This is a genomic window from Rhizobium atlanticum (genome assembly GCF_030182485.1).
Taxonomy (GTDB): domain Bacteria; phylum Pseudomonadota; class Alphaproteobacteria; order Rhizobiales; family Rhizobiaceae; genus Rhizobium.
Window position 1 is genome coordinate 105,453 of the sequence record NZ_JAQJCJ010000006.1, and the last position, 18,357, is coordinate 123,809.

The 18,357-nt window shown below is 61.5% G+C and carries 13 protein-coding genes and 2 pseudogenes; 11 read left to right on the plus strand and 4 right to left on the minus strand.

The genetic code is table 11. The features are described from left to right. The first annotated feature begins 168 nt into the window (after positions 1-168). Complete coding sequence (locus tag PH551_RS10905) at positions 169-2,478, plus strand: sensor domain-containing protein (RefSeq protein ID WP_285193001.1); 2,310 nt, start codon at positions 169-171, stop codon at positions 2,476-2,478. Positions 2,479-2,631: 153 nt separating this feature from the next. Here PH551_RS10905 and PH551_RS10910 read toward each other — a convergent pair whose 3' ends face one another. Both PH551_RS10910 and PH551_RS10915 read right to left on the minus strand, forming a co-directional pair. After that, entirely contained in the window at positions 2,632-5,940 is a 3,309-nt protein-coding gene (locus tag PH551_RS10910; RefSeq protein ID WP_285193002.1) for an adenylate/guanylate cyclase domain-containing protein, read from the minus strand. A gap of 312 nt (positions 5,941-6,252) precedes the next feature. After that, positions 6,253-6,975, minus strand: a complete 723-nt coding sequence (locus PH551_RS10915; protein ID WP_285193003.1) for a LuxR family transcriptional regulator — start codon at positions 6,973-6,975, stop codon at positions 6,253-6,255. A gap of 462 nt (positions 6,976-7,437) precedes the next feature. On the opposite strand from PH551_RS10915, the gene PH551_RS10920 reads away from it, so the two are divergent. Continuing rightward, positions 7,438-9,228: a methyl-accepting chemotaxis protein gene (locus tag PH551_RS10920; protein ID WP_285193004.1), complete on the plus strand. Its 1,791-nt coding sequence runs from the start codon at positions 7,438-7,440 to the stop codon at positions 9,226-9,228. A 19-nt stretch (positions 9,229-9,247) separates the two neighbouring features. Here PH551_RS10920 and PH551_RS10925 read toward each other — a convergent pair. Both PH551_RS10925 and PH551_RS10930 read right to left on the minus strand, forming a co-directional pair. Then, positions 9,248-9,457: pseudogene (locus PH551_RS10925) on the minus strand (glycerophosphodiester phosphodiesterase family protein); the annotation flags it as partial. A gap of 209 nt (positions 9,458-9,666) precedes the next feature. Beyond that, positions 9,667-10,439 (minus strand): annotated as a pseudogene (locus tag PH551_RS10930) (glycerophosphodiester phosphodiesterase family protein); the annotation flags it as partial. Positions 10,440-10,561: 122 nt separating this feature from the next. Between PH551_RS10930 and PH551_RS10935 the strand changes: the two are divergent. From PH551_RS10935 to rpsU, 9 genes are all read left to right on the plus strand, one after another. Further along, the gene (locus tag PH551_RS10935; protein WP_285193005.1) at positions 10,562-11,365 is read left to right on the plus strand and encodes an alpha/beta fold hydrolase; all 804 of its coding nucleotides are present in this window, start codon (positions 10,562-10,564) and stop codon (positions 11,363-11,365) included. Between the two features lie 51 nt (positions 11,366-11,416). Then, positions 11,417-12,427 carry a ligase-associated DNA damage response exonuclease gene (locus tag PH551_RS10940; RefSeq protein ID WP_285193006.1) on the plus strand — a complete coding sequence of 337 codons (1,011 nt, stop codon included), beginning with the start codon at positions 11,417-11,419 and terminating at the stop codon, positions 12,425-12,427. A gap of 222 nt (positions 12,428-12,649) precedes the next feature. Further along, a complete protein-coding gene (locus PH551_RS10945; protein ID WP_285193007.1) occupies positions 12,650-14,275 on the plus strand; it encodes a cisplatin damage response ATP-dependent DNA ligase in 1,626 nt (541 codons plus the stop codon). A gap of 118 nt (positions 14,276-14,393) precedes the next feature. Continuing rightward, a complete protein-coding gene (locus tag PH551_RS10950; RefSeq protein WP_285193008.1) occupies positions 14,394-15,317 on the plus strand; it encodes an alpha/beta hydrolase family protein in 924 nt (307 codons plus the stop codon). Positions 15,318-15,439: 122 nt separating this feature from the next. Further along, positions 15,440-16,246: a L,D-transpeptidase gene (locus tag PH551_RS10955; protein ID WP_285193009.1), complete on the plus strand. Its 807-nt coding sequence runs from the start codon at positions 15,440-15,442 to the stop codon at positions 16,244-16,246. 141 nt (positions 16,247-16,387) lie between these two features. Then, entirely contained in the window at positions 16,388-17,122 is a 735-nt protein-coding gene (locus tag PH551_RS10960; protein ID WP_085777398.1) for a L,D-transpeptidase family protein, read from the plus strand. Positions 17,123-17,349: 227 nt separating this feature from the next. Next, entirely contained in the window at positions 17,350-17,559 is a 210-nt protein-coding gene (locus PH551_RS10965; RefSeq protein WP_085777399.1) for a cold-shock protein, read from the plus strand. A 167-nt stretch (positions 17,560-17,726) separates the two neighbouring features. Further along, the gene (locus PH551_RS10970; protein ID WP_085777400.1) at positions 17,727-18,011 is read left to right on the plus strand and encodes a cold-shock protein; all 285 of its coding nucleotides are present in this window, start codon (positions 17,727-17,729) and stop codon (positions 18,009-18,011) included. A gap of 55 nt (positions 18,012-18,066) precedes the next feature. Continuing rightward, positions 18,067-18,303 carry a 30S ribosomal protein S21 gene (rpsU, locus tag PH551_RS10975; protein WP_011424510.1) on the plus strand — a complete coding sequence of 79 codons (237 nt, stop codon included), beginning with the start codon at positions 18,067-18,069 and terminating at the stop codon, positions 18,301-18,303. Positions 18,304-18,357 lie beyond the last annotated feature (54 nt).

Below are 18,357 nucleotides of genomic sequence, written 5' to 3' on the forward strand. Positions count from 1 at the left end.
ATCAATCCAAAATTCTTGCTGCGACAGGGACCTATGGCAGGATCTCGCCGCTTATATTGGTGTGTTATTCACTCTTTCATTTAAGCAACCCGAAGGGAATGGAGACTACTTTGAAGGGAAAATAAATGGATATTGCAGGCCCTTCAGCCGCTGCAGGAGAATGGCGTTATGCACGAAGCGAGTGCCGGGCGATGGGAATCGCTCGATTCCCTGACGGCCGAAACCCGGCGCTTCGTTGCCGCGACCGAGGCGATGATGGCGTCTACCGCCCATCTCCTCTCGGAAGGCGTTGAAAACCTGCGCCTGAAGGCGATTATCCACGAACTTCCGGACTTCCTCTACGTCAAGGATCGTGACAGCCGCTTTGTCTTCGCCAACGCCGTCACGGCGGCCAGCCTCGGCCTCAGCGCCGAAGAGATCGCCGGCAAGCGCGATTTCGACCTGTTCGACTTCGAGGCGGCGCGCCGCCATTTCGATATCGAGCAGCAGATCATGGCGAGCGGCGTAGCCCGCATCGACATGGAGGAGACGGTCGTCCTTCCCTGCGCCGTCAAGCCGGTATGCCGGTTGACCTCGAAAATACCGCTGCGCAACGATCGCGGCGAGGTCGTCGGGCTGATCGGCGTTTCCCGCGATATCACCGAACGCAAGCTGCAGGAGGATCTCCATCGCGGCCAGGCGAAACTGCTCGAGATGATCGCCCGCAATGAACCGCTGCCGATGATCCTCGAGGCGCTGGTGCTGATGATCGAAGCCCAGCTGACGGATATCGACGGCTCGGTTCTTCTGCTCGACGGCCAGGGCACCCGGCTCTATCACGGTGCGGCTCCCAATCTTCCCGGAGGCTACAGCCGGCTCATCGACGGTGTCACCATCGGCCCCAAGGTCGGCTCCTGCGGTACCGCCGCCTGGCGCGGCCAGCCCGTCATCGTCGAGGACGTGATGAGCGATCCGCTGTGGGAGGATTTCCGCGGGCTGGTTGCGCCTTTCGGCTTTCGCTCCTGCTGGTCGACGCCGATCGCTACCTCTGAGAACAATGTGCTCGGCACCTTCGCCCTTTATTCCAGGGAGGTACGCCGTCCGACCCAGCATGAAATGAGGCTGGTGGCGCTCGCCACCCACATCGCCGGCATCGCCATCGAACGCAAGCGCGTCGACGATCGCATCCATTTCATGGCGCATCATGACGATCTCACCGGCCTGCCGAACCGAGCCTTTCTGAAGGAAAGGCTGGCCGGCATCCTCGACCAGGCCCGGCGCAATAATCGCAAGGTCACGGTCGCCTATATCGATCTCGATAACTTTAAGGACGTCAATGACGGCCGCGGCCACGCCGCCGGCGACGAGGTGTTGAAGGAGATCGCCACCCGCATGGCCAACAGCATCCGTCCCTCGGATATGGTGGTGCGGCTCGGCGGAGACGAATTCCTCGTGGTGCTCGTCCACCAGTCGAGCCACGATGCCGGCATCACCCGCCGCCTTCGCGATCTGCAGAAGGCGATTACTCGGCCGATGCAAGGCGAGAGCGGTGAGATCATCATCACCTCGAGTATCGGCGTCGCCGCCTTTCCCGTCGACGGCTCCACCTCGGAAGAGCTTCTCGCCAATGCCGATCGCGCCATGTATCGCGCCAAGCAATTCGGCCGCAACACGCTGCAGCATCATGATGGCGACAGCAGCGGGGTCGGCATGCCGCGCGGCGAGCAGGAGGAGCTCCATCAGGCGATAACAGCCGATCAGCTGTTCCTGGAATATCAGCCGCAGGTCGATGTCGCCACCGGCCGCATCACCGGCGTCGAGGCGTTGGTCCGTTGGAACCATCCGGCAAAGGGCAGGGTGCCGCCGGCGAGTTTCATCCCGATTGCCGAAGAGACCGGCCTCATCGTTCCCCTCGGCCTCTGGGTGCTGAACGAGGCCTGCCGCCAGGCGCGCAACTGGCAGGATATCGGCCTGACGCCGGTGACGATCGCCGTCAATGTTTCGGCGAAGCAGTTCGCCGATCCGGATTTTGCCAGCCATGTCGGCGAGGCGCTGGAGCGCAACCGCCTGCAGTCCCGCTGGCTGGAGCTCGAGGTCACCGAAAGCGTGGTGATGCAGGATGCCGAGCGCGCGCTCGCCATGATGGAGCAGCTGAGGGCGCTCGGGGTGCGCCTGTCGATCGACGATTTCGGCTCCGGCTATTCCAGCCTTGCGGCACTGAAGACCTTCCCCTTCGACAGGCTGAAAATGGACCGTTCGCTGGTCGAGGCCCTGCCGGGCGACGAAACGGCCGTCGCCATCGCCTCGGCCGTCATTTCGCTGGCGCAGAAGCTGAAGCTGTCGGTTCTCGCCGAAGGCGTCGAGACCGATGCCCAGATGGCTTTCCTGCGGCAGGCCCACTGCGAGCAAGCGCAGGGCTACCGTTTCTCGAAGCCCGTCTTACCGGAGCAGGTCCCGTTGTTGCTGCAGGCGCAGTTGCCGTGGAATCACGCTCCCTGACCGGCCTCCGCTTGCCGCCTACGCTGATGTGCGAGTTCCACAATATCGCTTTGCCCCGGTGGAAACCGGTGGTTGTTGTCGATCGATATCCGTTGAAAATCACTGAGCATCAGCGGCCGCAAGGCAGCTCTCCTCGATGCAAAGAGACCCGCCTTAACTGCACAGCATATCCAGCGCCGATTGTGCCGCAATCAGGTCCACGATCTGATGCCTGGCGTCAAACATATCGACCGCCGCTCGCAGACGCGCTGCGGCATCTTCGACGCGACCTTGTCGTGCCAGAGCCGGTGCTAGCTGTGTGATGGCGCGAAGCTCAAAGAGTTTTGCATGCTGCCGGTGGGCAGTGGCGATGGCTGTTTCGAAAAGGCGCGCGGCGCCCGTCAGATCACCTCTTGCCGCAGCAATCTGGCCGCGAAGGCGAACGCATTCTGCCAGACAGCACGCTTCGTCCGTATCGGAAACCAGTCCGTCGACGCCATCCAGCAATCGCGATGCGTCCTCGATGCGACCGGCGGGCAGGAGAAGATCACAAAGGATGCATGCCCGATAGGGGGTGTGAAATACGACCCCCTGACCTCGCCAAAGAAGCAAGCTCTCCAGAACGTCTTCGATACCGGCATCCGGTTCACCTAGATGCCAGCGGGCATAACCACGCCACCTGAGGCCGCCGCTCCGACGGGCCGCGTAGCCATGCCGTTCGCAAATCTCGACGATCTTAGAAGCGTTCTCGAGGAGCTCCTCATACTGGCCAAATAAGGCGCACAAATCGCACTGGGTGAGAAAGTGCCAGGCGCGGTCGAATGGCTTATCGAGTTGATCAACAGCTCCTGCAATCTGCTTTTTCAATTCGACCGCAGCATCGACGAAACCCATGAATATCAGCGAATTGTTAAAATAGAACTGGGCAACAACACGTTGATCTCCACCGCCTAGCAAAATGTGCTGACCGGGATCAATGCGATCAGTCACATCCAACGACCTACGCAGGGCATCGGCTGCCAGGGGTTGTTCTCCCCGGTTGAAATGAGCAACCCCCTTCCATGTCCAAAGGCCACCCAGATACGCCGGAGGCAGAAGATCGGCGCTTCTTGTTTGTCGCTCATCGGCGATCGTCAGGTAGTCGCGATTGCGCCCGGTGGCAAAATGAAAAGGACCGAGTGAAAGCACAACGTCACATTGCAACTTGACCAGATCTGTAGTTGCGGCGGCAAGATATGCGTCTTCAAGTGTTTTCCCAAGGCGCTCGGAGCGATACCCCTGGGCCTGCATCAGAGCATTGGCCATGGAAAGGTGGAGTCGTGTCACTCGTTCGGCGCCGCCTGATACATCGCCCAGTCTCTTGCTGCACTCGATAGCACTGGCAAAATGCGACACGGCTTCGCGAGTGGCAGCTCGGGCCACCGCGGCCTCTCCGGCCTGTTGCCAGCGCTCGAGAGCAGCCGCCCAATCTCCGGCTTCTTGCAGGTGATGCGCGAGAAGTTCGGGTTGCACGTCGGCGATTTCGGTCCATTGTTCCTCTAACGCGATTGCGACACGCCTGTGTAATTCCTGGCGTTTGCCTCGTAGAAGCGTGCCATAGGCTACGTCCTGAACGAGCGCATGTTTGAAGAGGTACGTGGCCAGTGGCCGCGTCCCGCGGCGGAATGCGAGACCGGCGGCGACGAGCTGATCCAGCGCTCCATCTAATTCAATCGCGTTTCGCCGTGCGACGGCTGCCAACAATTCGTAGGAGAATTCGCGTCCGATGACGGCGCCGACCTGGGCGACCTCCCTGGCGATAGAGCCAAGACGGTCGAGCCGCGCCATCAATGAAGCCTGTAATGTGGCCGGAACGTTCAACGCAGTCGTGGCCGCATGCGAAAGTACAGTATGGGCATCGCCGCTCTCCAGCACTGCCTTCGTCAGCTCTTCGATGAAGAGCGGCACTCCATCGGTACGCTCGACGATCTCCGCAGCGATTTCGCTAAGCAGTTCTCGGCTGCCGACCACTTGCTTAACGAGTGCTGCGCCGTCACGTGGGCCGAGCCGGTTAAGCAGGAGCATCGTTACGTGGGCCTGATCGGTCCAGGTCGGTTCAAACTCGGGACGGAACGTGACGAGAAGCAGGACCCGCAGGCGAGGCACCGTCTCGATGACGAGGTCGAGGAGCTCGCGCGAACTGGGGTCGAGCCAGTGCACATCCTCGAAGAGCATCAGAACCGGGCCATGTCTCGACAGCGCCTCGAGCTTAGCAATCAACACTTCGAACGTTTTTTCTTTCTTTCTTTGGGGCGTGAGCTGAAGAGGTGGGAAGCGGCCTTCGGTCGGCAGCGACAACAGCTCGGCGAGCAACGTTCCATCCTCTTGCGAGATTGGAGCAAGCAGCGCCACCAGTTTGTCGAGTTTCCTCTCCAGCGTGTCTTCCCGCTCGAAGCCGGCGGCCCGTTCGAGCTGCGCAATGGTCGGATGGAGCGCGCTGTCCTGGCGATGTGGCGAGCAGAAATAGCGAAGGCGGGTATGCGGTTCATTCTGGATACGCCCTTGCAAGGCAACGGCGAGCCGCGACTTGCCTATCCCAGGTTCGCCCGAGAGCAGCACGACGCGGCCTTCACCATTTTTCGCGCAATGCCACTGTCGCAGCAGCACCTCGAGCTCCTCCTCACGACCTATCAGGGACGGAGGTGTCGTCCCGTGCAGCGCCTCGAACCGGCTATCGACGGCGCTTTCGCTCACGACCTGATATGGGCGGATGGGCTCCGGAAACCCTTTCACAGCGACCGCCCCAAGATCGCGGTATTGGAAAAGTTCACCGAGCAACTGCCTCGTTTGCGGTGCGATCAGAACGGCATCTGGCTCGGCAAGAGCTTGCAAACGTGCCGCAAGGTTCGGCGTCTCGCCAACGACGCCGCGCTCCTGCCCTTCGTCCGAGGTGATCAGATCGCCGACGACCACTTGGCCGGTGGCAATGCCGACGCGAACCCGCAAGGGCTCGGACTGCTGCAGCCGCCCGATAGTGTCCACGAGAGCAAGGCCGGCTCGCACCGCCTGCTCCGCGTCGTTCTCGCGCGCCTGCGGGTAACCGAAATAGATCAACACGCCGTCGCCCATGTACTTGGCCACAAAGCCGGAGAAGCCGGCGATCGTATCGGCGACACAGCGATGGAAAGCCCCGATGATCTCACGCAGATCCTCGACATCGAGACGCGACGAAAGCGCTGTGGAACCGACGAGATCGACGAACATGACGGTGAGCTGCCGGCGCTCGGCGACGGGCTCGGCAGCGGTCGAATCGAAGCGGTTTGCAGTCCGCTCCAATTCCGCGATTGCCTTGAGGAGCCGCTTGCGATGCCCGAGCAGAATACCGAGCTGGCGGAGGTCTGCGTCGGTCAGGTCGGACAGAACGTCTGCATCGATCGCATTCTCGCGGAATGCCTGTTCGTATTGCTCAAGGCCAAGGCCTCGCAACCAGGAGGCAATGTCCACGACGGCTTCCCCCTCGCTAGAATTCGCCCCGCCATACTAGACCAAGAACTGCCGTCGCGCATCATCATTCCGTGACCGCGATCATGTTACTGAAGCGATAAATCGCCCCTTGCGACATCAGCGCCGGCTCGACGGCGGTCTGTGGTCACAATGACGGTCGCCGCCGGTAGCGACCTGGATTCGGCCTCTTTCATGCGAGGAAATTCTTGCGGAAAACGCGGTTAGAGCTCAAGGATATGCACGGCGTCCATTGTTGTGATGCAGGCATCAATTGGCTCACTCCCACCCAGATAACCTATTGAGGCTCCGCGTCTAGACCCGAATGATGTTGAGACGCAGAGCGCTGACAACTGCCTGCGTTCTCGTCGTGCATCCCAGCTTCCTGATCACGCTGCCGATCTGATTGTTGACCGCGCTTTCCGACAGATCGAGAAGCTTCGCAATTTCGCTGCTCTTCCTGCCGCCAGCCGTCATCCTCAAGCAGTCCAGCTCGCTCTGCGTAAAGGAAACCGGCTTGTGTTTCTCGTTCAATGTCAGCTGGGACAGCCGATCATAAATGAGCGTCGCGATAAACAGGAGTTTCGCCATTTCGACCATGCTGAAATTCCGAAACCCCGAAATCGACATCGCACCGCGTCCTGCCGCGGCATCATGAACGGGAAAATAGGCGCCTTTTTCCATGCCGTACCGCCTGAACAACTCGATGACGGTGGACTTCTTGCCTTCGCCGCGATCGGTATTGATCGCCTCGACATCATAGTTGAAGGGGCTGGTTGACCTCAGCATCCTCCGGATGACCGGGCTGTCGACCATCAGGTTATGGGCGTCGTAATAATCGACCATTTCCGCCGGCCAGTTGGTGATGATCTTCGTCGCACCGATTTCGACGACATCGACCGAAGGAAGCGTCATGATCAGGAAGGCCGTCATCCCCAGGTCCTGGGTGAGGCGCTTCATGTATTTGAAGACTTCGTAATGCGTCTTGAAGCCTGCAGCGACTTCCTCAATTCGATTGAACTCGGCCTCGAGCGGCATGTCTTTCTCCGATTGCCTCGCATCCGGCGCTTGGCGGCTGATGTGTCCACTTGCCGCTCGTATCTGAAGTTGATTCTGCCGGCTCGAAGGACGGAAAAAATATGCATGTGCAGAGAAAAACGGAAAGGCCCTTGACTGTCGGCAACGGGCGGGCGGCCGTTGATTAACAAAGAGTTTACGGATCTTCGAACATTCGAACCCGGCAAAGGCGAAAAAATCGGTGGCGACATGTTTGATAACGTCCCGAAAGATCAGCATCCCTGGCGAAGCCTCAGGTCAAGTCGCTGTTTGTGCTTCGCTATTTTTCACCGTTGCTCGGATGTCACGCATCCGGTTTCGAGACGGCTCGGTTAAAGGAAGCTTAAAGAATTTATCGGATTTTATTTTCGGGGTGCCCGTCCAGCGCAAGCCCGCGGTGGGTGGCGGCAGTCATGCGCTCGATTTGAGCGATGGGGGAACAGCATGAAGAAAATAGGATTCGGCTTCGGTTCGGATGCCAAGGCCGTACTGGCCGCGATGAGCAGGTCACAGGCCATCATCGAATTCGACCTTACCGGCAAGATTCTCACGGCCAATGCCAATTTCTGTGCTGCCCTCGGTTACGACTTGTCCGAGATTGTCGGCCAGCATCACCGGATGTTCGTCGAGCCGGCAGAAGCCTCGTCGGCCGATTATCGCGAGTTCTGGGCGAGGCTCAACCGAGGCGAGTTCGATCAGCGCCAGTACAAACGCATCGGCAAGGGCGGCAAGGAAATCTGGATCGAAGCCTCCTACAATCCGGTCTTCAGCGGCGGGAAACCCTACAAGGTCGTGAAGTTCGCGACCGATATCACCAAGCAGAAGCTGCAGAGCGCCGAGGATGCCGGCAAGATAAGCGCGCTGTCACGTGCCCAGGCGGTTATCGAATTCACGCCGAAGGGCGAGATACTGACGGCCAACGAGAATTTCCTATCGGCGCTCGGCTATCAGCTGGCCGAGATCCAGGGCCGCCATCATTCGATGTTTTGCGACAGCGCTTACGCCAACAGTGACGATTATCGGCGGTTCTGGGTGCGTCTGTCAGCCGGCGAATTCGTGGCTGACGAGTTCCTGCGCATCGGCAAGGGCGGCAAAAAGGTCTATATCCAGGCATCCTACAATCCGATCTTCGACATGAACGGCAAGGTCTTCAAGGTCGTCAAGTTCGCGACGGACGTGACCGCCCGCGTCAACAACGTCGATCAGCTGGCGGCATCCCTGATGGCGCTGTCCGGCGGTGATCTGACCCAGGAAGTCGCAACTCCATTCATTCCGACGCTGGAAAAAATCCGGACCGACTTCAACGCCGCCGTCGGCAAGCTGCGCGCAGCGATGCAGGCCGTGGCCGAAAACGCAACCGGCATCGCTGCCGGAGCCCAGCAGGTTCGTTCCGCCTCGGACGATCTGTCGAAGCGCACGGAACAGCAGGCGGCCTCCGTCGAGGAAACCGCCGCCGCGCTCGAAGAGATCACCACAACCGTCTCCGATTCCAGCAACCGCGCCCAGGAGGCCGGCCAGCTGGTGCGGACGACCCGCGAGAATGCCGAGCGCTCCGGCGCGGTTGTCCGCAACGCCGTCGAAGCCATGGGCAAGATCGAAACATCGTCGGCCGAGATCGGCAATATCATCGGCGTGATCGACGAAATCGCGTTTCAGACCAATCTGTTGGCGCTGAACGCCGGCGTCGAGGCGGCACGCGCGGGCGATGCCGGCAAGGGTTTTGCCGTAGTCGCACAGGAAGTTCGCGAGCTGGCTCAGAGATCGGCCAAAGCGGCGAAGGAGATTAAGGAGCTGATCAGCGCCTCCAACGAGCACGTGAAGAGCGGAGTGAGCCTGGTCGGGGAGACCGGCAAGGCTCTGGAGGAAATCGTCGCTCAGGTTCAGCAGGTTAACGGCAATGTTCTGGCAATCGTCGAAAGCTCCAAGGAGCAGGCGACGGGATTGAAGGAAATCAACACTGCAGTTAACACCATGGACCAGGGTACGCAGCAAAATGCGGCCATGGTCGAGGAATCGACGGCCGCCGCCCACAGCCTCGCCAAGGAGGCCGACGCGCTCTTCCGGCTGCTGGGGCAGTTCAACATCGGAGGCGCGGGCTTGCGCCAATCACGCCCCGCCGTGGCAACCGCGGCTTCCAGACCCATTCCATCGGCACCGCGTGCAATGGCCGCGAAGGTGAGCGCGGCCTTCCACGGCAATACGGCAGTCGCCGGCGGCGATTGGCAGGAGTTCTGAGGCGCGCGGAGACTCCGCCTCATTTCATGAGCTTGCCGATCGTCTCGATCTCATTCGTCCATAGGCCTGCCGGATAATCCCGCGGCAGCCGCGCCAGCTGCGCGGCATCGTCGATGCCGGTGGAAAAATCGCCGCCGCGATAGGGGCCGAGCACGAAAACCTCCGTTCCGGCATCCTGCATCCGGTTGAGAAAGCGGTCCGGCCAGCCCCACAGCCAAGGCGCGATATTAGAGCCTTTCCGAGTTAGATTGAAGCATTCTGCCGGAGCAGGTTTTCGCCAGGGCAAAGGCGATTGGCGACGGGCATACCCCCAGGTACGTCCGAGCCGATCGCCTTTGATCCTGGCGGAAAGATGCCCGGCCCTTCGGGTTGGCTGAAACGGGCCGGCTGATCGACCGGCCGGCTCCGTTTGAGCCAACAGAATGCTTCAATCTAACCCGGAAAGGCTCTAACCGGCACCAGCATCATCCGATGCCTGCAGGCCTCGGGCAGGAGGCCGGTCCAGCCATAGCTGATATAGCCGAACAGGCAGCCCTTCAGGCTTTTGCGCGAGGCGGTTTTGATATCCGGTGCGAGCCGGCCGAGAACGTCGATCGGCTCGTCGCCGCCATAGACGATGATGCCGGCCCGCTGTGCCGCCGGAAGCGCCTTCAGCACGGCGGCGAGCTTTTCCCCCTCGGACGGTTCGCGGCTCTTGATGTTGATGAGAAAGCGCCGATCTGGAAAGGCCGAAAGTACTTGCGCCAGCGTCGGCATCATGCCGATGCCCTGGCCGCGAAAGGGAAAGGTCTTGCCGCCATCGGCGGTATAGCCGTAGCCGATGTCGAGCCCTTTCATTTCAGCCATCGAATGCTTGCGGGTCACGCCGTGTCCGTCGGTGCGGCAGTCGAGCGTCCAGTCGTGAAAGACGGCGAATTCGCCGTCGGTCGTCGGATGCACGTCGATTTCGACGATGTCGGCCTCGGCGGCGAAGCCTGCCTGCATCGACGGTATAGTGTTTTCCAGATAGCCGTGCCTGGGCGGCAGCATGCGGCTCGCCGTGCAGGTGTCGTTTTTCAGATCGGTCTCGTCGAACCGCTGGGCAATGCCGCGATGGGCGAGAAGCACCGGCTTTCCGGCCGATGCTCGGCAATGCGGCTGGTATTGTTGAGATAGATGCCGGCGGCTGCGAGCGCGATCGCCGCCGCGCAATAGAGAAGCTTCCTGCCCATTTCTCTGCCCCTCCTGATTGCATGGAAAGAGGCAACAGCTAGAAATCGATTCTGGTTGTTCTTGGGCTGTTTTCCGGCTTTTCTATGCGCGGGATTATTCGCCGGAAAGGATTGGGACCGCTATGGAACGACAGGACGACGAGCTCATTCATTTCGAAGCGCAGGGGGCGGCCCCGCTGCCGTTGGCTGCTGTCGAAGGCCATGTCGGGCGCGCCGGGGCTCGCATCTGGTATGCGAGCTACGGCACAGGCCCTACCGTCATTCTGCTGCATGGCGGCCTCGGCCATAGCGGCAACTGGGGCTACCAGGTCCCGGCGCTCCTTGCCAGTGGCCGCCGTGTCGTGCTGATCGATAGCCGCGGCCATGGACGAAGCACCCGCGATGTCAGTCCCTACAGCTATGAGCTGATGGCTGCCGACGTGCTGGCGGTGATGGACGAACTGCGGCTGGAAACGGCGGCGTTCGTCGGCTGGAGCGATGGCGCCTGCATCGCGCTGATCCTCGCCATGACGGCGCCGTCGCGTGTGGAGGGCGTCTTTTTCTTCGCCTGCAACATGGATCCGAGCGGCACGCTGGAATTCGTTCCGACCCCGGTCATCGACCGATGTTTCGCTCGCCACGCCAAGGATTATGCGGCATTGTCCGCCACGCCGGACGATTTCAATTCCTTCGTCGAGGCGGTCAGCCTGATGATGCGGACCGAGCCGAATTATGGGGCGGCCGACCTCGGCCGCATCGGCGTTCCGGTCGCGATCGTGCTCGGCGAACACGATGAATTCATCAAGCCCGAGCATGCCGAATATCTTACCGGCAGCATCCCGGACGCTCAGATGATCTACCTGCCCGGCGTCAGCCATTTCGCGCCACTGCAGCGGCCGGCGGAGTTCAACGCCGCGATTTTATCCTTTCTCGACGGGATCAGGTGATGACAATCGCTTCCTCTGGCCCCGCGCCCGTTTCCCGCTATCTCTTGCATCATGAGAGCTGATGCGCTGCTTTATCCCGCCCCGGAAGGGCTCTATTGCCCGGAAGGCGGCTTTTACGTCGATCCGGTGCGGCCTGTCGAACGGGCGCTCGTCACCCATGGCCATTCCGACCACGCCCGGCCGGGGCATGTGAACGTGCTAGCCACCCGTCAGACGCTCGACATCATGCGCCTGCGTTATGGCGAGGGCTTCTGCGCCAGCGAGCAGATAGCCGATTTCGGCGAAGAGCTGGGGATCAATGGCGTCAAAGTGAGTTTTCACCCCGCCGGCCATGTGCTCGGCTCGGCTCAGATCGCCATCGAGAAGAACGGCACCCGCATCGTCGTCTCCGGCGATTACAAGCGCCGCCCAGACCCGACCTGCGCGCCCTATGTGCCGGTCGCCTGCGATGTCTTCATCACCGAGGCGACCTTCGGCCTGCCGGTTTTCCATCATCCCGATCCGATCGACGAGACCGGCAAGCTGCTGGCCTCGCTCCGGCAATTTCCCGAGCGTACCCATCTCGTCGGCGCCTACGCGCTCGGCAAGGCCCAGCGCGTCATCCGGCTGCTGCGCGATGCCGGTTATGCCGAGCCGATCTATATCCACGGCGCCATGGAAAAGCTCTGTGATTATTATGTCGGCCAAGGCATAGATCTCGGCGAGCTGCAGCCCGCCACGATCGAAAGCCGCGACAAATCCACCTTCCGGGGCGCCGTCGTCATCGGCCCGTCCTCGGCCTTCGCCGACCGCTGGGCGCGACGCTTCAACGAGCCGCTGCCGGCTTTCGCCTCCGGCTGGATGATGGTGCGCCAACGCGCCAAACAGCTCGGCGTCGAACTGCCGCTCGTCATCTCCGATCATTGCGACTGGCCGGAACTGACCGAAACGATCCGCGAACTGAATCCGGCTGAAGTCTGGGTAACCCATGGCCGCGAGGAGGCGCTGGTGCGCTGGTGCCAGCTGCAGGGCATCAAGGCGAGGCCCTTGCATCTCGTGGGCTATGAGGATGAGGCGGATTGAGATGAGCTGGAGCGTGCGTCAAAACCCCTCCCCAACTTCTCCCCACAAGGGGGAGGGGCTTAACCTGCGGCACCGTCGCGCGACGAAATCAATGCCGAGAACGCTGTTGTTGAAAAAGGGCAGGGCAGTGCCGCGCGTTAGCCCCTCCCAACTGCGGGGAGGGGTTGGGCAGGGGTCTCGCGAAGTTGGGGAGGGGTTTTCCCCCGGAATGCGGAGGCCAATATGAAAGCCTTCGCCGACCTCCTCGACCGCCTGGTCCTGACCCCCAGCCGCAACGGCAAGCTCAAGCTGCTGACCGATTATTTCCGCGATACGCCCGACCCGGACCGCGGCTACGGCCTTGCCGCCATTGCCGGCACGCTCGAAGTGCGCGACGTCAAGCCTGCTATGCTGCGCGACCTGGTGCTGGAACGCATGGACGAGGTGCTGTTCCATTATTCCTACGACTATGTGGGCGATCTCGCCGAAACCATTTCGCTCGTCTGGGACAATGAGCGGGACATAGACCGCTCGGCCCTGGCTCAGCCGCGCCTGGGTGAGGTCGTCAAGCGCATGAACGCGCTCGGCCGCACCGAAGTGCGCGCCTATGTCCGCGATCTGCTCGACCGGCTGGATTCCTCCGGCCGGTTCGCCTTCATCAAGCTTGCGACCGGCGCGCTGCGCATCGGCGTTTCCGCCCGCCTTGCCAAGCAGGCGCTGGCCGATCTCGGCGGCAAGGACGTCACCGAGATCGAAACCCTCTGGCATGGCCTGCAGCCGCCTTACGAGACGCTGTTCCAATGGCTGATGGGCGGCGGCGACAAACCGGCGCTGGCGACACCGGCGATCTTCCATTCCGTCATGCTCGCCAATGCCGTGGAGGAGGGAGACCTGGCAGGTCTCGACCCGGCCGACTACGCCGCCGAGTGGAAATGGGACGGCATCCGCGTCCAGCTGTCGCGCTCCGGCGACAGGCGGAAGATCTATTCCCGCTCCGGCGACGACATTTCGGGCGCCTTTCCCGATATTCTTGAGGCGATCAATTTTTCCGGCGTCGTAGACGGTGAGCTGCTGGTCGGCGGCACCGCCCGTTCCAACAGCCCGACCCGCACCTTCTCCGACCTGCAGCAGCGCCTGAACCGCAAGACGGTGACGGCGAAGATGCTCGACGATTATCCCGCCTTCATCCGCGCCTATGACCTGCTCTTCGACGGCGACGAGGATATTCGCGGGCGCACCTATGTCGAGCGCCGCGAGCGTCTCTCCGATATCATTGAACGCGCCCCCCACGACCGATTCGACCTCTCGCCGCTCGTGCCCTTCTCCTCGTGGGAGGAGCTCGATGCGCTGCGTGCGGCCCCGCCCGATCCGGTCATCGAGGGCGTCATGATCAAGCGGCGTGACAGCATCTACCAGGCCGGCCGCATGAAAGGCCCCTGGTTCAAGTGGAAGCGCAACCCCTATAATGTCGATGCGGTGCTGATGTATGCCCAGCGCGGCCACGGCAAGCGCTCCAGCTATTATTCCGATTTCACCTTCGGCGTCTGGGCCGATGACGAGGACGGCGAACAGCTGGTGCCGGTGGGAAAGGCTTATTTCGGTTTCACCGATGCCGAACTCGAACTGCTCGACAAGTTCGTGCGCAACAACACCACCGAGCGTTTCGGCCCGGTGCGGGCCGTCCGCGCCGACAGGGATTTCGGCTTCGTCGTCGAGGTGGCCTTCGAGGGCATCAACCGCTCGACGCGGCATAAATCGGGGGTCGCCATGCGCTTCCCTCGCATCGCCCGCCTTCGCCCCGACAAGCCACCTTACGAGGCCGACCGCCTCCGCACACTGGTCGCCATGATCGATGCGAAGCCGGGCTGAGCTTTGCGCTCCTGTGCAACAATGACGCAGGGCAATATTTTCAACATCATGTGTATTGGCGGCATCGGTTTTCCGATGCAAATCTGGCGTGCCGGGGAAATGATTTGGGTGCCGCGTCATGAGCTCGCATGAACAAAATTCCTTTTTCCGCCAACGCCGCGCCGTGCTGGCGGGGCTTGCCGGCGCGCTCGTCCTGCCGCGCATGGCGACCGCCTTCGATGTCCCCGACGAGCCGCGCCTTGCCAAGCACGACTATGCCGCGGTCCGCCGCCGCTTCCGCACGAAGCTCCTGCAAAAGGGCCCGGCGCCGGATAAATACGAACCGCTGACCGCGCCTGCCGACGCCGAGAAGATATTCTACCGCTCCGGCTATGGCGGCGAGCTCGAACTGGTGGCATGGGTTTCCCGGTACAAACGCGAGCGCACTGCCAAGCCGGCCGTGCTCTTCCTGCATGGCGGCAATGCCATGGGCATCGGCCATTGGCAGCTGATGAAGCCCTACATGGATGCCGGCTATGTCGTGATGATGCCGTCGCTGCGCGGCGAAAACGGCCAGAGGGGCAATTTTTCCGGCTTCTACGATGAGGTCGACGATGTGCTTGCCGCAACCGAGCGCCTGGCGCATCTGCCGGGCGTCGATCCCGGCCGCCTGTTCATCGCCGGCCATAGCATCGGCGGCACGCTGACCATGCTGACGGCGATGAGCAGCCAAAAATTCCGCGCCGCCGCGCCGATTTCGGGCAATCCCAACGCCTTCCGTTTCTTCAGCCGCTATCCGCAGGACATCCGCTTCGACGACAGCGATGCGCATGAATTCGAGGTGCGTTCGGCGCTCTGTTACGCCCACAGCTTCAAATGCCCTATCCGGGTCGTCCACGGTACGGAAGAGTCGCATTTCAACGACCGCGCCGATCTGCTCGCCCGCCGCGCCCGCGCCGCCGGCGTCCATATCGAGACCGACACCGTCGCCGGCAACCACACCTCGGCGTTGCCAGCCGAGATCGAACAGAGCATCCGCTTCTTCCACGGGGTGGCGGCGTAAGCTCTGCCGCCGGCGGAACAGCCATAGTCGTGCATTGCGACGAACGCCAGCCTCGCACCAGCCGCGAATGCAATCGTCGCGCCAGATATCGCTGTCTCGCCGATCGTTGATTAGGGTGGTCCATGAATTTTCTGCGCCGGGTTTTGCCGATTGCCGGGCTTATGATTGCTGCGGCGCCGCTCAGTGGCTGCAACATCCTGATCCCCGATGTTGCTGCCGATTCGCCCGCCCGCTTCGTCCAGGAAACCTCGCCGGTCTTCTACCAGCCGCCGGGCGTCGATCCGCGCCGGGTGCGGCCGATTCCCGATCAGCCGGTGCCGCAGACGCGCGAGCTTTACAAGACCCAGTTCCATCAGACCTACGGCCTGCCGCTCACCAATCCCGTGCATATGGCGATGTATGGCGAGCAGCGCGTCGAGGATTTCACTCTGCCGGCGATCCCGGTCAGCCGCATCCAGCCGCAGTTCCTGCGCCAGGAAGTCGATTACCAGACGACCGAGCGCCCTGGCACCGTCGTCGTCGACACCAAGGCGCGTTTCCTCTATTTGGTCGAGGCTAACGGCAAGGCGATGCGCTACGGCGTCGGCCTCGGCCGCGACGGTTACGCCTGGTCGGGCCGCGGCGTCATTCAGTGGAAGCAGAAATGGCCGCGCTGGACGCCGCCGGTCGAAATGGTCTCGCGCCAGCCGGAAGTCCGCGCCTTTTCGGCGGAAAACGGCGGCATGAATCCCGGGCTTCAGAACCCGCTCGGCGCGCGCGCCATGTATATCTTCAAGGACGGCCAGGATACGCTCTATCGCATCCACGGCACGCCCGACTGGCAGTCGATCGGCAAGGCGACATCGTCGGGCTGCGTGCGCATGCTGAACCAGGATGTCGTCGATCTCTACGAGCGGCTTCCTGCCAAGGCCGAGATCGTTGTGATGTAGCGCTGCAACAGCGCTCTTCATATCGTCGGCTCCGGCCGGAACACGTCTGCGTGAAGCTATGGTTTATTTGGCGCAAGCCGATAGATTTCCTGGTGTCGTTATTCCAGGATTCCCGCATCAAAAGGAAATCAGTCCCGCGTCATGAGTTCCGATAGACATCTTTCCCGCCGCAGCTTTCTTTCCCTTTCGGCTCTGACGGCAGCCTCTGCGCTCACCGGCTGCGCCTCCTCCGTCAACACAGTGACATCGGGCGATACATCGATCATTTACCGCTCGCCCATGCGCCTGTTCCAGTCGCCTGGTGCCTCCAGCGTGCCGAGCGGGCCTGAGCTTGCCGTCATGTACGGCCCGATCGAGGACGGCGGCTTCCTCATTCCCGCCGTTCCCTATGAAGAGATCGATCCGCGCTATTATCGACAGCGTGTCCTCGACCCCACCGGCCAGCCGCCCGGCACCATCGTCGTCGATACGCCGTCGCGTTTCCTCTATCTCGTCCAGGCCGATGGAATGGCGATGCGCTACGGCGTCGGCATCGGCCGCGAGGGTTTCGCCTGGCAGGGATCGGGCGTCATCCAGTGGCGTCAGAAATGGCCGCGTTGGAAGCCGCCGAACGAGATGGTTGCCCGCCAGCCGGAACTGGTCAAATACTCGATCGAGAACGGCGGCATGGAGCCGGGCCTGAAGAACCCGCTCGGCGCCCGCGCCCTCTATATCTTCTCGAACGGCGAGGACACGCTCTATCGCCTGCACGGCAATCCCGACTGGCGCTCGATCGGCAAGGCCGTCTCCTCGGGCTGCGTCAGGCTCTTGAACCAGGATATCATCGATCTCTACGACCGCGTTCCGACAAAGGCGCCGATCGTCGTCTGGCAGTGACGCCGCCGGGGCGGTCGCCAGTCGGCCGCCTCTGCTCACCGCTCGGAAAAGTTTTATTTTCGATTTAGCATTGCTTAATTCGGTAAAAGGCCTACATGGTGCCTATCGAATATGCTCGTGACCTTTGTCCATGCGCCAACGCGCTTCGTCAGATCTCCTCTCAGCATCGATATTTCCCGCGGATATTCTGCCACGGGTGCACTCAAACGGTTGAAAAGGAAATCGTTATGAATTCAGGCGTAGTCAAATGGTTCAATGGCACCAAAGGTTTCGGTTTCATTCAGCCTGATGACGGCTCCACGGACGTTTTCGTCCATATTTCGGCAGTCGAGCGCGCTGGCATGCGCGAACTCACCGAAGGCCAGAAGGTCCGCTACGACCTGGTCCGCGACAAGCGTTCCGGCAAGAGCGCGGCCGACAACCTTCAGGCCGCATGATTGTCATTCGCCTTGGTTGACCACAGATTGCGGCGCGCTGACCACGGATGTACTGGCAGCGCGCTGACCGTCAAAGGCAGCTTGGTGGCTGAATGACTGGAAGAGGTCGGGTTCAAGCCCGGCCTTTTGTTTTGAAGTTGAGCAGCCGAAGAGTTGAGGGACGCAGAATGAGCAGACCAAGCTACAAGGTCGGCGACATGATCGTGCTGAAGTCCGGCCTGACCCGCACGGCAAAGGCAGACAAGCGATGCCGGATCGCCAGCATCCTGCCCAACGATCACGGGCACGTGCAATATCGCGTTCAGTTCACCGGCGAGAATTTCGAGCGCCGCATCACCGATGACGATATCGACATCGGGGAATCGCCACGGGCGGCGTCACTTGAGGCGGCCGCCAAAGCCGATGATGCCGAGCCGTGGCTGAAATTTTCGGGAATCCGCATGGGCAAGTAGCCCGCCGTTTTTATCATATGACAGCGGCCTCGCCGCCGACAGGAAGGATATTCGCTTGCAGGTACTCGTTAGGGATAACAATGTCGATCAGGCGTTGCGCGTGCTTAAGAAAAAGATGCAGCGTGAAGGGCTTTTTCGGGAAATGAAAGCGCGCAGCGCTTATGAGAAGCCGTCGGAGAAGCGTGCCCGCGAAAAGGGGGAGGCCGTCCGCCGCCAGCGCAAACTTGCCCGCAAGAAGCTGCAGCGCGAGGGCCTGCTGCCGGCGCCGAAGAAGGCTGTCCGCGCTCGCTGATCCGGCCGTGGCATGCCGGCCCTATGTCACGGGCCGGTCGCCACATCTCGGCCT

Coding starts and splice junctions, on each gene's coding strand:
- PH551_RS10905 (WP_285193001.1), top strand. CDS start 169: ATGCACGAAGCGAGTGCCGGGCGATGGGAATCGCTCGATTCCCTGACG.
- PH551_RS10920 (WP_285193004.1), top strand. CDS start 7,438: ATGAAGAAAATAGGATTCGGCTTCGGTTCGGATGCCAAGGCCGTACTG.
- PH551_RS10945 (WP_285193007.1), top strand. CDS start 12,650: ATGAAAGCCTTCGCCGACCTCCTCGACCGCCTGGTCCTGACCCCCAGC.
- PH551_RS10970 (WP_085777400.1), top strand. CDS start 17,727: ATGAGCAGACCAAGCTACAAGGTCGGCGACATGATCGTGCTGAAGTCC.
- PH551_RS10955 (WP_285193009.1), top strand. CDS start 15,440: ATGAATTTTCTGCGCCGGGTTTTGCCGATTGCCGGGCTTATGATTGCT.
- PH551_RS10935 (WP_285193005.1), top strand. CDS start 10,562: ATGGAACGACAGGACGACGAGCTCATTCATTTCGAAGCGCAGGGGGCG.
- PH551_RS10940 (WP_285193006.1), top strand. CDS start 11,417: ATGAGAGCTGATGCGCTGCTTTATCCCGCCCCGGAAGGGCTCTATTGC.
- PH551_RS10915 (WP_285193003.1), bottom strand. CDS start 6,975: ATGCCGCTCGAGGCCGAGTTCAATCGAATTGAGGAAGTCGCTGCAGGC.
- PH551_RS10960 (WP_085777398.1), top strand. CDS start 16,388: ATGAGTTCCGATAGACATCTTTCCCGCCGCAGCTTTCTTTCCCTTTCG.
- PH551_RS10965 (WP_085777399.1), top strand. CDS start 17,350: ATGAATTCAGGCGTAGTCAAATGGTTCAATGGCACCAAAGGTTTCGGT.
- PH551_RS10950 (WP_285193008.1), top strand. CDS start 14,394: ATGAGCTCGCATGAACAAAATTCCTTTTTCCGCCAACGCCGCGCCGTG.